Annotated in this window: 13 protein-coding genes; 6 read left to right on the forward strand and 7 right to left on the reverse strand. The window is 46.3% G+C overall.

The window, feature by feature from the left end; genetic code table 11:
* Positions 1-82 precede the first annotated feature (82 nt).
* Entirely contained in the window at positions 83-352 is a 270-nt protein-coding gene (locus tag C1N84_RS13500) for a hypothetical protein (RefSeq protein ID WP_058775261.1), read from the reverse strand.
* Positions 353-451: 99 nt separating this feature from the next.
* Positions 452-694, reverse strand: coding sequence for a regulatory protein YcgZ (ycgZ, locus tag C1N84_RS13505; RefSeq protein WP_021508613.1), 243 nt, complete (start codon positions 692-694; stop codon positions 452-454).
* Positions 695-1,008: 314 nt separating this feature from the next.
* Between ycgZ and C1N84_RS13510 the strand changes: the two genes are divergently transcribed.
* Entirely contained in the window at positions 1,009-1,248 is a 240-nt protein-coding gene (locus C1N84_RS13510) for a biofilm development regulator YmgB/AriR family protein (protein WP_264441531.1), read from the forward strand.
* A 221-nt stretch (positions 1,249-1,469) separates the two neighbouring features.
* On the opposite strand, the gene C1N84_RS13515 is transcribed toward C1N84_RS13510, so the two are convergent.
* Together C1N84_RS13515 and C1N84_RS13520 are read right to left on the reverse strand one after the other, a co-directional pair.
* Positions 1,470-1,730 (reverse strand): hypothetical protein, encoded by a 261-nt coding sequence (locus C1N84_RS13515; protein WP_031279895.1) that lies wholly within the window; start codon positions 1,728-1,730, stop codon positions 1,470-1,472.
* A gap of 199 nt (positions 1,731-1,929) precedes the next feature.
* Positions 1,930-3,393, reverse strand: a complete 1,464-nt coding sequence (locus tag C1N84_RS13520; RefSeq protein WP_264441532.1) for a sugar porter family MFS transporter — start codon at positions 3,391-3,393, stop codon at positions 1,930-1,932.
* A 342-nt stretch (positions 3,394-3,735) separates the two neighbouring features.
* Here C1N84_RS13520 and C1N84_RS13525 point away from each other — a divergent pair, with 342 nt between their 5' ends.
* Complete coding sequence (locus C1N84_RS13525; protein ID WP_264441533.1) at positions 3,736-4,311, forward strand: TetR/AcrR family transcriptional regulator; 576 nt, start codon at positions 3,736-3,738, stop codon at positions 4,309-4,311.
* A gap of 23 nt (positions 4,312-4,334) precedes the next feature.
* Here C1N84_RS13525 and C1N84_RS13530 read toward each other — a convergent pair whose 3' ends face one another.
* On the reverse strand, positions 4,335-5,075 hold the full coding sequence (locus C1N84_RS13530; protein WP_394541849.1) for a BPL-N domain-containing protein: 741 nt from the start codon (positions 5,073-5,075) through the stop codon (positions 4,335-4,337).
* 239 nt (positions 5,076-5,314) lie between these two features.
* Positions 5,315-5,770: a MarR family winged helix-turn-helix transcriptional regulator gene (locus C1N84_RS13535; RefSeq protein WP_264441534.1), complete on the reverse strand. Its 456-nt coding sequence runs from the start codon at positions 5,768-5,770 to the stop codon at positions 5,315-5,317.
* A gap of 77 nt (positions 5,771-5,847) precedes the next feature.
* Here C1N84_RS13535 and C1N84_RS13540 point away from each other — a divergent pair, with 77 nt between their 5' ends.
* On the forward strand, positions 5,848-6,927 hold the full coding sequence (locus C1N84_RS13540; protein WP_264441535.1) for an FAD-dependent oxidoreductase: 1,080 nt from the start codon (positions 5,848-5,850) through the stop codon (positions 6,925-6,927).
* Between the two features lie 31 nt (positions 6,928-6,958).
* Here the strand turns inward: C1N84_RS13540 and C1N84_RS13545 are convergent, their stop codons facing one another.
* Positions 6,959-7,174 (reverse strand): hypothetical protein, encoded by a 216-nt coding sequence (locus tag C1N84_RS13545; protein ID WP_021508621.1) that lies wholly within the window; start codon positions 7,172-7,174, stop codon positions 6,959-6,961.
* A 1,166-nt stretch (positions 7,175-8,340) separates the two neighbouring features.
* On the opposite strand from C1N84_RS13545, the gene C1N84_RS13550 reads away from it, so the two are divergent.
* From C1N84_RS13550 to C1N84_RS13560, 3 genes are read left to right on the forward strand one after another with little or no spacing between them, the layout of a single operon-like run.
* Positions 8,341-9,531, forward strand: a complete 1,191-nt coding sequence (locus C1N84_RS13550) for an ABC-three component system protein (protein ID WP_394541639.1) — start codon at positions 8,341-8,343, stop codon at positions 9,529-9,531.
* 20 nt (positions 9,532-9,551) lie between these two features.
* Complete coding sequence (locus tag C1N84_RS13555; RefSeq protein WP_394541640.1) at positions 9,552-10,040, forward strand: three component ABC system middle component; 489 nt, start codon at positions 9,552-9,554, stop codon at positions 10,038-10,040.
* Entirely contained in the window at positions 10,037-12,028 is a 1,992-nt protein-coding gene (locus C1N84_RS13560) for a DUF3732 domain-containing protein (RefSeq protein WP_264441537.1), read from the forward strand. The genes C1N84_RS13555 and C1N84_RS13560 overlap by 4 nt, the downstream gene beginning before the upstream one ends.
* The last annotated feature ends 1,471 nt before the right edge of the window (positions 12,029-13,499 follow it).

The following is a 13,499-nucleotide window of genomic DNA, read 5'->3' on the forward strand; positions in this document are numbered from 1 at the left end:
AATCGGCCATCCTGAGATGGCCGTGTTATGCCGGGCGTCCTGCCACACTCCGGTTAATCACGAGATCGTACCGTCCCTGTCATTAATGCTTTTTACCAGCCCTGGGTTGTGACATCCCGCCCAGAGCAGCCATCGGCTTTTCACGATTTTCCCGGGCTGCTGACTGCATCTGCAGCTCCCTGATGGCGATCCTGATCGCCTCCAGACGGTCGGGATTAAATTCCTCTGCGGCCATTGACCGGAGCCGCGCTGAAACGGTCGCCACATTGATTCGTTCATTATTATCGAGCAGCCTGACCACCGCCTCGCCCAGGACGATTTCGGTTAAACGTTCAATTTGACTTCTCTGCATGCCCACCCCCTGCGGGACTGTGCCCTTTCGGACAAGTGGCTGCCCCTTCCCGGGTCATAAAGCGCATGCTGCAGGTACCACCGATTATCCCTTTTCGTATCAGCGTTCAAACAGCATGCCAATCAGCGTCTGGTAATGACGCTCTTCTTCATAATTCGCCGCGACCTCAAGGCGTCTCAGCAGTTTGGTGCAGATCGCCTTACGGTTGAGGTTTTTTCCTGCGCGCAGGATCTCAACGACAATCTGCCCCAGCGTTTCCTGCTGAGTAGGTGCTGTCGCTCTGCTGAAATAGCGGGCAATCTCACTGGCGCTGTCTGGAAATTTTGCAACATTCTGACGCATGATGATCCCCTCAGATGGTTAAAATACCGTCGCTTCTCTCTGTGCGTAAACTTATACAAAGAAATAAAACTTGTACAGCAATACTGTTTCTGTATTAGCTACATTCTTGTGCAAAAAATGCTAACATTTTAATCTCAGGGGCTTACGTGCTGAAATAACCGGCATGATGGCTGGGCTCAGCGGCAGGAAAAACGGTATCGGTTTGGACAACCCGCTGATTACCTGACACGGTATGAGGATTGTTGCTGTACAGACGATATCGTATCGGTTACTTTGCGCCCTACAAGATGATCGTGTGCTGCACAGGTGGACAAATGAGAAACAACGGGCTGCCGCCTTGTCACAATACCGGACTAGCCGGTTACTTCAGTCAGGTCACCGATCCCCGCCAGATTGCGCTACTGGGACGCATCACCGTTGAAATTTTGCGTCAGGAACGTCGGCTGACGCGCACCGCGATCTGCCTCAAGCTTATCGGGCACATCAATGACACGCACGATGACGTCGAAGCGGAACAGGCACGTTCCCTGCTGGCGATGCTGTTTGGTCGCTGATCGTTTGATTCATCCGCTCACCTTCAGCGCGTTGCACATCCGTCGCTAAAGCCCGCATCCGTTGCCACATGCCGCGTTGCCGATAATCGTTAATACGAGGTTTGATGGTGGTGAAGACGTCATCCCTGACAGTTTTCTCCGGCCGGTACACGCTAACGCGCGTCCGATGAGGTCATCTACGTTGTCGTCTTCCGGCCAGAGCCGGACTACGTCTTATGGCGTCAGTTCTTCTCGTCGTTCAGGCCTGCAAGCGTCTGCAGGTACGGCACATGGATCGCGGCCTGCTCAGGCTCATCAAAGCTTCTGAGCCAGCCGATCGCCTCTGAAATCGCGGACAGACGTGTGTCGCTGCCGCCAGCGCGTTTCATGTGTCTGAGCTCGTCGATAAGCGTATTAACGCTGATCTTCTTTTTGCCCAAAGCCAGGCTCAGTGCCGCTTCGCCAATAATGACGTGCCCTTTCCCGTCGTGTTGAATAGACAAATTTACTTCCTCCATTTCACGTTGATGAGAACCTCACGTCACACTGTAGACCCTATTGAGCGAACCGGTGCAGGCAAGTTCTGAAATGAAGCCTGTAACAGGATTTATTTTAGCGAGCATGAAAAATGCCGCGGCGGGTGCCGCGACAAAGGTTTCTATCGGCAGGCGCTGGCGCAACCTGCCTCAGCATGACGACGATTCAGCCTGATGACGCGGCTTGATCCGCAGGTTCACCAAAATGCTCGCGCATGTGGGATTCAATTTCTTCCAGTGATTTCCCCCGGGTTTCCGGCAACATCACGGCAATAAACACCAGGGAAGCTACGTTGATTGCGGCAAAGATAAAGAACGCCTTATTCCCCACCAGCGACAGCAAAGGCGGAAATGCCAGCGCTACCACGGCGTTGCATATCCACTGAAACGCTACCGCTGAACCGGTTAATACCCCGCGAACTTTCATCGGAAATAACTCCGACATCAGCAGCCAGTAAACCGGGGAAATGCACATCTGCATAAAGAACAGGAACACCAGAATACACGCCAGTGCCAGCAGACTTTGCGTCAGGCTTTGCGGCATGAGAACCAGCACCGCGCCCAGCGCCAGCTGCATCGCAATCACCACCGACAGCCCGGTCATCAGCATCGGGCGCCGGCCGAAATGACTGATGGCTTTAATGCCGGCAAAGGTGGCCAGTACCGATACCACCCCGTTGCCGATGGTGGCCGCAATCGAAGCACTGGTGCCCAGCCCGGTACTTTTCAGAATGACTGGCGTGTAATACATGAAGGCGTTGACGCCGGTAAACTGCGCGACAATGCCCATGCCGCAGCCCAGCAGCAGCAGACGCACAATCCATTTCTCTTTTAACAGTTCGCGCGCAGGTGGCCCCTGACGGGCTTCGCGGGCATTCTGCCGCATCTCTGCCATCTCTTTTTTAATCTCGCGCGGATTTTCCCGCAGTTTGCGCAGGATACGCAGCGCCTCATTAAAGCGCCCTTCCGCCACCATCCAGTGCGGTGAGGCCGGGACAAAAAAGGTGCCAATAAACAGCAGAATGCCGGGGATCATCGCCAGCGACAGCATATAGCGCCACATGCCCGGATCGTGCAGTAACAAACTCATGGCGGCGCTGACGACATAAGCCAGCAGTTGCCCTGACACAATCATCAGTTCGTTGCGGCTGACTAGCGGTGCCCGGCGCTTAGGCCCGGCAATTTCAGCGATAAAGACCGGAACCGTTGACGATCCGCCGCCCACCGCGAAACCCAGAATAAAGCGCATCACCACCATGATTTCCAGATTCGGCGCAACCGTGGTGCCTAACGCTCCGGCAATGAACAACAGGGCAAGGCTGCGTAACGTGATACGGCGACCAAAGCGGTCCGAGACATAACCGCTGATGAACGCGCCGAGCGCGGAGCCAAAGGTGAGCGCAGAGGTCACCAGCCCTTCAGTAAATGGCGTGAGATCGAGACCGCCCTGCGCGGCGGGCAGCGTCATGTAGGGCAGCGCGCCGGAAATAATGCCGGTGTCGTAGCCAAACGCCAGCGCGCCCATCGTGGCGACTAACACCACAAAAAACAGGCGCTGCTGAACAGTAAACGTCAGGCTGCCGCCATCATCTGATTGAGACTGCGAGGGATTTTGCTTGCTATCGTCCATGGGTGATTCAAGACCTGGTCAATGACGGGATAAAAAGGAGGTTTGAGTATAGTCAGAAACGAGAAAGTGTGAGGCCGGTCACGATTTTTACCGGATGGCGACTGATTAAAATTCCGCACCGCCCTGACTGCACAGCGCATGTTTGCGCCGCAGCCGCGCGCGCGCACTGCGCTCAAATCCTGGCTGGCCTGCTGAAATCCCACCCCCGACAGGGGGAAAATTTTCTGCTAAGGTACGCTGGCTGGTTAAAGAGAAACACGCTGAGGCGTAACGCAGAAAGGCAGGTCCGGCGACAGGTTGCTGAATTAACGTTCAGGACAACGGTGTCTTTTAAGGTTGAACGTGAAAAAAGAAACGGTTAAGAAAAATATCATTCTCGCGGCGCTGCAGCTGTTTCGGGAGCGCGGCTTCAACAATGTTTCAACCCGCGATCTGACCAATACGCTGGGCATATCCCGCAGCCACATCTACCACTATTTCAAAAACTGGGATGCGCTGAGGCTGGACTCGATTGCTTTCATGCTGGATGAGGACGTTGCCGCTTTCTCTGCAGAGAGTGAAAAGAGGGATGATTCACAGCATGACGCCTTTTTTCGTGCGCTGGTGGATTATCTCCTGCCAGACGGGCCGGCTTCTCACTGGTTGATCTACCTCGAGTTGTGGCCGCTGGCGGCAAGGGATACGCAATATGAGCAGCTGCTGCTCTCCAGCACGCAGACGTGGACGGCGATCATCCGTCAGGGCTTATCAGGCCAGGCATTTGGCCACCTCAGCGAAGCAGGTAAAGACGAGGTGGCGCGTAATCTTCACGCCCTGATTGACGGTTACTCAAGCGCGCTTATTCTTAACTACTCTGCGGATAAGCGGACACATTTTTTTCTTGAGATAATGGCCGCCTTGCAGAAACTTTGTCGCTAGCGGGGATTTTTCCACATAGCCGCTTACCTCCCGGGCTTTAAATCATTAATCAGTCTGGCCATCTTGCTGCCGGCTGAGGTGTAGGCCGGATTGTTTTTCTCCGGCGCCATCCAGCTTTCATCCGCTTCCGGATGCGGTCCGCTCAGGAGCACCGTGCCTTTACCGTAAGTATATTTCGCCAGCGCGATATCACCGTTGGCATAGCGCGCCAGAGCGACGAAGCCGTGCGCGTCTTCGGCATTCAGGTAAGGACCATCCTGATAATAAAATTTTTCGGTTTTCCCCTCCCAGACAACATCGACAACGTAATCGCCTTCGTCGGGTATGTTAGTCCCCTTGCGCATGACTTCAGAGTCCAGCGATGAGGGGATCAGCCCCAGCCAGTTTTCATCGGCCAGATACGCGCCCATACACAATCCGAGAAAGCTTTTTCCATTGCGGACAAATTTGCGTATGGCCTCAGCCCCTTCGTCGCCCAGCGCAGCAAAGGCGCCGGGGATGTCCTGCCCGCCTCCGGGCTGGATGTACACATCAAAAGTGGCGAGATTATCCTCCGTGACCTTTATTTTTTCCTGCTCTCCGACATAGGCGATGTCCAGCGGCAGACCACTCTGTTCCAGCGCTTTACGGACCATTTCGGAGCAGCCCGGACAACCGGCACCGCCGCGATAGATAGCGACATGGGTGACGGCAGCACTGGCCATATTCGCGGTGGCTAACCCACCGGCAAACAGAATGGCAGCATTCGTCAGAAGGTTCTTCATCAGATAACGCCAGAAACAGGAGGAGGCTCTCAGTAACATTGTTTTCACCATCAGCGGCAGGACCAGGCTCAAAATTAGAGCGACTGCTCAATTTAGGGCCAGCACGAAGAGGCTGTCAACAGCCTGACAGCGCGAAAAATACAAAGCTCTGTTTTAATTAATCTTTCACATAATCCCTTCAACGGCTGCCGCGATTGTGCAGGTTGCAGAAGGAGTGTCTGAACCTGACCGGCCGGGAATTATTCGATAAAACCGCTGGCTGACTGCCGTAACCGCCCGGTGATGGCGATCAGCCCTTCGATGTCTTCCGGCGTCAGCAAATCGAGGAAATTTCGCCGCACGCCTGCGGCATGTATCGGCCGCGCTGTAGCAAGCAGCTGGCTCCCTGCCTCTGTCATGCGGACTGAAATCCCTGCGCGAGTCGCGCGGCTGCGCTGTACCAGATCCCGGGCGGCCATACGTGAAAGCTGGTGCGATAGCCGCGACTTGTCCCATTCAAGGTATTCCAGCAGCTCACGCTGCAGCAGAATGCCCTGCGGACTGCGGTTGATTTCCATCAGGATCATGAAATCCGGGCCGGACAACCCGGTCGCCTCATTGATCTCTCTGACAATGCGTCCGGTGATGATTTCAGCAAGCCGGCGATATCCGCGCCATGCCTGCCACTCTGCGTCTGAAATCTCTGTGCTGCTCATTATTCATCCCGTGGCGTAGTTGATATGTCAACTTTGTGATTATACAGTATCCACTTTCACATTGGGGAAGAACAGACATGTCGGACAAACTGACTATCGCTATTGTGGGCGGCGGCCCGGCAGGCCTCACGGCGGCCGTGATTCTTCAGCGCCACGGTTTTAACGTAACGGTGTTTGAGGATGAGCCGGCGGATGCTGCGCGGAGTCAGGGCGGCTCGCTTGATTTGCATGCTGACAGCGGCCAGGCGGCGCTGCGCAGAGCGGGCCTGCTGGAGCAGTTCATCAACATCGCCAGGCATGAGGATCAGGAAAGCCGGATGCTGAATTACCTTACCGGAGACATTGAGGTCGACAGATTCACGCCGGAAGGTGAAATGGATAAACCGGAGATCGATCGCGGCGAGTTGAAAAACCTGCTGCTGAGCGCCCTGTTACCGCAGACCCTGCAGTGGGATCACAAACTGCATTACGTTGACTATGGCCGGCAAAAAGCGCACGGGCTGGTATTCAGAAACGGCAGGCGCTACGAAGCCGATATCGTGATTGGTGCTGACGGTGCCTGGTCGCGGGTCCGCCGTTACCTGACGCCGGTACGTCCGGTTTATACCGGCATTACCTTTTTCGAAGGCTGGATAGATCACCCGTCCGACCAAATCAACAGCATTGCCGGCAACGGGACCGCGTTCAGCTTTGGCGGTGCGCAGGCGCTGGTCACGCAACGCAACGGCGGCGGGAGGATTTGCGTCTATGCAGCGATGAAGCGCGCCCCTGATGCCATCGATCAACACATAGCTTCCTCCGGCCTCACCGCCTGGGTGCGCGACAGCTACCGCGACTGGGCCGCTTCCCTGCAATTGGTGGTGAACGCCACCGGTGACTATGTCAGACGCCCGATTTACAGCCTGCCCGCCGATTTTGGCTGGGCACCACGGCCGGGCATCACCCTGATTGGCGATGCAGCTCACCTGATGCCGCCGGTTGGCGTCGGAGTCAACCTGGCGATGCTTGATGCTTCAGACCTGGCTCTGGCACTGTGCGAGGCCTCGCACCCGCAGAACGGACTGCGCTCTGCGGAGACCCTGATTATGGAACGCGCACGCGACATGATGCCTGATGCAATAGCGAGGTTTCAGAACTGGTTCGATGAGAAAGCCTGACACCAGTTTTACGTGACCAGCCACCCGCGGTTTACTGTTGCTTTTGTTCCGCCTCTTTCTGTTTTTTGGCGGCCATGTGGTGGCCCACCGCGCAGCCCGCTGCCGCTCCGGCAACGCCATGATGAACCAGATGACCTGCCACGCCGCCAGCGACGGCGCCTTTCAGGCACCCTTTTGCCTCTGCCTGGGCGCTAACGACTAAAAGAAGGCCTGCCGCTGCCAGGGCCGCAATCCACTGTTTTTTCATTGCCGTAAATCTCCATAAAGATACGTGTTATGTCAGTAATGCTGAGCATAGCCTGGCAGAACTGACGGCGTGATATACAGGGGTTAAACGGCGAACTTTGTTACCTATGGTTACGCTTATGCAGCAACGGTCTGCTCAGGACAAAGTCAGTCAGGGCGCAAAACGCACCGGTATTTTTTTCAGTTTTTGTGCAACGAAAGCGGAGACAAATTAATATTAGTTGGTTAAGACGATAACGGAGTGCCTGCGAAACCTGTTTGGAATGGTAATGAGCAGTTCTATCGAGAGAAATCACTTCAAAGAGTGATCCTAGCTGTATAAGGGCAACAGAAAAATATTCCACACTGAATATTAGAACACCTTCAAGAGGTTATTTAATACGTAACACATGTGTGTTTTGTGGTACTTTGTCATTTTAACAGTTTCATCCACATAAAATGAACGAATCTCCTATCGATTAGCAATCGCAAACATAACCTTAGATAGCCTTATTAATAATGCACACTGAGATAATATTGAAATTAAAACATTATCACGTTAACCATTCAACGATGGTATAAAAAGGATTTGCCATATGGATACCAACATCATTCCTTGTATGAAAAACATTAAACAGCAAGGAAAGTGAGCACCTTACATTATCAATCAGAAAACATTTATAGCAAAAAAAAACCAACAATGAAGTACATATGGTTTCGCCCTGACTTAGAAAATAATTACAGTTAAAATGAGAGCATCAAATGAAGTAAACTTTTCAGCAGAAACCGGGGCGCCGGAAAATATATTTATATATGCTTTAGCACACCTTTCTAACTACAACTCTTGTCAATAAAATAAAAATTAAATTGCAACATTGATTTATTGAAAATAACTGTAATTACTGATTTATTCATATCTCAGCCAGGAAATTAAACATCAATCCAACCTCCATTAATTGGGTTTAATTTGAGCAGAAATAAAATTAAAATAAAACACCCTCATTACAATATATCTCCAACGATAATGCATGTGATAATTTTATTTATAGTGATAATTTGATATAAAGATTTTAAGCAAAAGAATATATTAAATACATATTGCATATTAGAAAAATATGAGTTTGAATGAGTATAACTTTTCTTAAATTGGCTAATTTTACTGTAAATTCATACAGGGAAAGAGTGAAAATGGTAACGACCGAAGCTAGTTCAAAAATCGCAGCTTTCATTTATCAGATTGAACGTGCTCTATATCGCATTTTCGCGAGCGAGCACAACCATGTTATGGTTGGTATTGAAACAGCTGATGATGTCGTTGAAGAAATACGTTTTGAAAACGGAAATATTCAGATAACGTTTGAACAAGATAAACATTCAGTCGATGAAACAGGCCAACCTTACCAAGACAGTAGCAAAAATCTTTGGCATACGTTGCATATCTGGCTTAATTCAATGACAGTGGTAAAATCCCAGTATGACGAAATCATTTATTGCCTCGTCACTAATAAATCTGTTGGTTCTAACACTTTAGCATCATTAATTTCAGACGCAAAAAACGACCATGAAATAAAAGAAGCCATTCAGAAACTTAAATCTCATGGCGCAAACATTTCAGGAAAGGTAAAAAATACTGTTGATGTGGTATTAAATTATTCTGATGAAGACCTTTATTTTCTGATAAAGAGAACTGAGTTATTGGGAGAACATGGAACTAATTCGGGCTTATCTCCCAAGGAAGCAACTATTACACTTATGCATTTACCTACAGAAATATCACATCATTCAGAACTAATTTACAGCACGATATTTGGTAGTGTAGTATCTCATTGCCAAAAGCATTGGAAAGAAAGGAAGCAAGTAGTAATCAAAAAATCAATGGTTTCAAAGTTACTTTTCGATATGAAAAGAAAATGCATGAATGAAAGGCTGTCCGAAAGGTCATTCAGAGAAACATCTTACATAGAGTATATGAAGTTAAATTCATTTAATAACTTTCTTTTCATCGGGCAACTAAAATTATTAGGATTTGATGATGAAGCATGCGAACATGCTTTAAAAAATTATTGGGCGTTTTATTCTGAAAAAATTAGACTACAAGAGATGGGAGATATTCCACTTAATGCATGGGAGAATAGAGACAATGCTCTTTATGATCGCTGGAAAGAGGTTACTTTCAATACACTATCAAAAGAAAAAAATGATTCATATTATTGTAAGATTTATCAAGACACAGTTGACATTAATTATCTAGCTCCCCTAAGCGGATATACTACAACTCATAATTATTTTACTTCTGGTAATTATCATATGCTTGCTGATGAACCAGAAAACGAGAACTTTATTTATTGGCATGATGTTTTTAAAAAATACAGCTCATAAAGTTAACGGAGTAATTTATTATGTTCTATGTTGATAAAAACATTATAAACAATAGTTTGTTAGCTTGCTTTTTACTAACAAATTTTATAGCAGAGTTTGAAAAAGATACACAGAACAAAAGAAACACTGACATAAGTTTATTATTATTAGTGCTTCCTCTTCTTTGGCACGAGACCTCGAGAATCGCAATAAGGAACAAGAAAAAAAGTACTCTTCTGAGTACAATAATTATTGATAATCCTTTGATACAACATTCAATTAAAAACAGAATAACAAATTTTTCAGGAGCAACATTACAAGGTCTCAATCTTGCAGTAGCATCAGGATTACTTGAAAAATTGAAAATTGATAACAACATTTATTTCAGACGCACTAAAAAGAAAATACCCAACGATATAAAACATGAATTACCTGATGATATGCAAAAATGCATTCCGCGAATTTCTTTTTGGTTTTCTCAGGAAGATACTGCGGAAATATTTAGTTTAATTTTAGGTGAAAAACCATGAAATTTTTAATCGAAAAAATAATTCTCTGGCCTGTAAATTCCGACAACGCAATGAGAATAATCGAATTTGCACCGGATAAACTCAATATCATTCATGGTATCAGCGGTACAGGGAAGTCATCAATAATATCGATTGTAGACTACTGCTTAGGCTCAAGCAAATGCGCTATCCCTGTAGGTAAAATTCGTGAATCGGTTGAATGGTTTGGGCTACAAGTCGAAATTAAAGGTATAAAATGTCTTATTTGCAGGAGATCTCCAAACCAAAAAAATGCAGGTAACGAATTTTATCTATCCCGGATGCAAGGCGAACTGCCAGTAACGATTGAAAAAGCAACACATAACTTTTCAAGTTTTAAAGAAACCCTCAATCAACTAGTTAAACTAAGCAATTTGGCTATTGATGATGAAAAAGAAAAAATTGGCTTTGATGGCAGAACATCTTATCGGGACATGACAGCATTCAATTTCCTTCCACAGCATATTGTTGCAAACCCTTATACGCTTTTCTTCAAAGCTGATTCTTATCAAAATAAAGAAAGATTAAAGAGGATAATGCCATTTGCGTTAGGTATAATTGACCGCGAATACATGATAAAAGAAAAAGAATTAATTGATCTTTACAAGCGACATGACTCTCTCATAAGACAACAAGAAATAAATATTAAAGCTCTTTCCGGATGGGAAAAAGACATATCGCATTTGTGGTATCAAGCAATCGAACTTGGCCTTCTAAATGCAAATCAAGAAGTCATCAATGAAAGTACAGATAAACTTCTCGACTTAAAATTTATAAATAAAAAACACTCTGAAGGATCGCTTAACGACTTATTAATTAATCCAAATTACAATTACACTAATGAAGCGCTAAAAAAAACAATATTTGAAGGCGAAGAAATTCAAAGAAAAATAGATGACATCCGTTTAAAAATAAGAAACTACGAACAACTTTTTGCCCAAGGGCAGTTTTTTTCAAATGCAATAAAATCAGAGAAAAATCATGCGCATGGATTTGAATGGCTGAAAGAAAATTTATCGCCTAAAGGTAAATGCATTGCCTGCGGCAATGAAACAACAATAACCTCTAACATAATCAATAATCTTGAGAAAAAAATATTAAAGTTAAATTCTATACCCGAAGGGTTATTTGACAAACCAATTGTAGATAAAGAGTTAGATAAACTCAAGAAAACACTAAGAGATTATCAAGAGACACTGCACTCGATAAGAAAACAAAAAATTCAGCTTGAGAAGTTAGACAAATCAACCAGTGACTCATTACAAAAAGTATATGTTTTAATTGGAAGGATTCAAGAAAACCTGGCATCTTTAGATAAAATAAAAAACACAGGTGATTTAAGTGAGCAAATTAAAGAAATTAAAAAAATCATCGAACCCCTTGATGTTTTTTTTAAAACCACCAATATAAAAAGCAAAGAGAGCGTTACATATAGTAAAGTCAACAGCCTGATAGAGAAATACGCTGACATACTTAACCTTGAGCGCAGAGGTAAAATATTTCTTGATAAAAACGAATTAACACTGAGCTTTAAAGAAAGCGAATACTCAAAAAGCGAATATCTTTGGGAAGTCGGTAGTGGTGCTAACTGGATGGGTTATCATCTTTCAACGTTCCTTGCCCTGCATGAGTTCCTGTCTTCGCCGGGAAATGAAAACCTTCCTCCATTTAGTTTTTTGATTATCGACCAACCGAGCCAAGTGTATTTCCCTAGCGCTGCATCCGGGGAAAACATCCTTGATGAGATTAATAGTCACAATCAATTAATGACTGCTAGGGAAAATGACATTTTGGCAACAAAGAAAATATTCGAGATGCTTTCTTCAGCCATAGAATCAAATGCTTTTAAATTCCAGGTAATTGTTCTTGAGCATGCAGATCAAACTATTTGGGGCGAGATTCCTCATACCTATGAAGCAGCACAATGGAAAACTGCAAAAGATGGCCTAATTCCGAAAGAATGGGTATGACAGAAACTTAACACTCGTTCTCTTCTTAGAACACCAGGTACCTATAGAAAAGTATAAAAGCAAGAATAATTACCAGCTGAGCTATCCTGACAAGGGATAGCTCATGATTTATTATAATAACAGAACATAATTTACACACTGGTCTGCCAATTAACACCCTCAGCAATGTTATCGCTGACACTCTAGGTATACCCGCAATTAACATTGAGCGTCACATTTTCCCAAGTCAAAGCTTAGACACCTGCCAGCGACTCAGCCAGGGAGTCATCCGTGATGGGCTGAATGTGATATTAATTCCAAGGATTGCTGTACTCATATACAGGTTACAGTGAGAGTTGGACGTCCGGACCAATAACAGGAGTTCATCTGCCGTCTGGTTTTTCAGGACGATTTTTCAATTGTCTGTGGCTGCTACTATGAACCCCAAGCATATGGCAAAAAGTGAGATGCATTCCTTCCCCATCAGTGAGCTTGTAATACTTGTCAGTTGACACCGTACTTTTTACCTTCACATCGGTTAATGTCATTTGAGATCTCAATGCTGGCTGTTGGTACAAGATTTTATCGAAAAGGTGGGATGCCATTACAAATACCAACAATTACAACTTGATGTAGGTTGATACGAATAGAAGTCGGCGGAGTAGTGACGCGCTAAATTCATTCAATCTCTTGAATTGTAGGCGTAAAAAAGACATCGATTGGCGTCAGTTTACTTGAAATGGCACCCCTACAGGATTCGAACGAATACAACAAGCACATGATTTTTAAGAAATATACTGTATTCGATATTTGTTCATACCCCCATAAATACCCCCAACTGACCAATGTCTCAGATATGCCCACTATTTATAATGGAATAACGAGCTGAATTTTAGCGTTCGTAAACAACCTTCCTGTATGTATAAACCTGGTTCGAAAATGATTTGCTTAATAAAGTAGCCCGGCCTTTTGACGCTCTTCAGGCTGCATTTCACCACAAACGAATTTAGGTTCCTTTTGCCAGCGGGTACACAGGTGTGGTGTTTGCATAAACCAGGATGGGATCCCCTGGTGACAAATGTTGCCGATTTTACGCACATCCGATGTAGGCAGCTCAACCTGGCAGGTGAAAACCATTTTTATTAATTAATTTCAGTAACTTAAAAACTGGTCTAATGACACCCCCACAAAAAAATTGTACAGGTGATCACGAAAATTATGCTTTATTTTCATTGGGTTAAGAGACCTGCCGCCGTCGCCATGAAAATGCAAAAATCAGCCGTTTTCCGCGGGGCCGCCGCCTCGTGGACAGGGTACCCTGCCGGGAGGACCCGCTCAATTTTCCACGTCCTGCTGGCCACAGTGATTGATCATCAACAAGCTGTTGGTCGGTTAAGAAAATGAAAGTCAGGCCCGAAAGGGTTTTGCCGAAACAGTGCAAAACCTTCAGGTTGTTGCAATGACTTCTCAGAAAGAGCGAACACTCCAACAA

The sequence above is a fragment of the Pantoea sp. SGAir0418 genome (assembly GCF_043529865.1).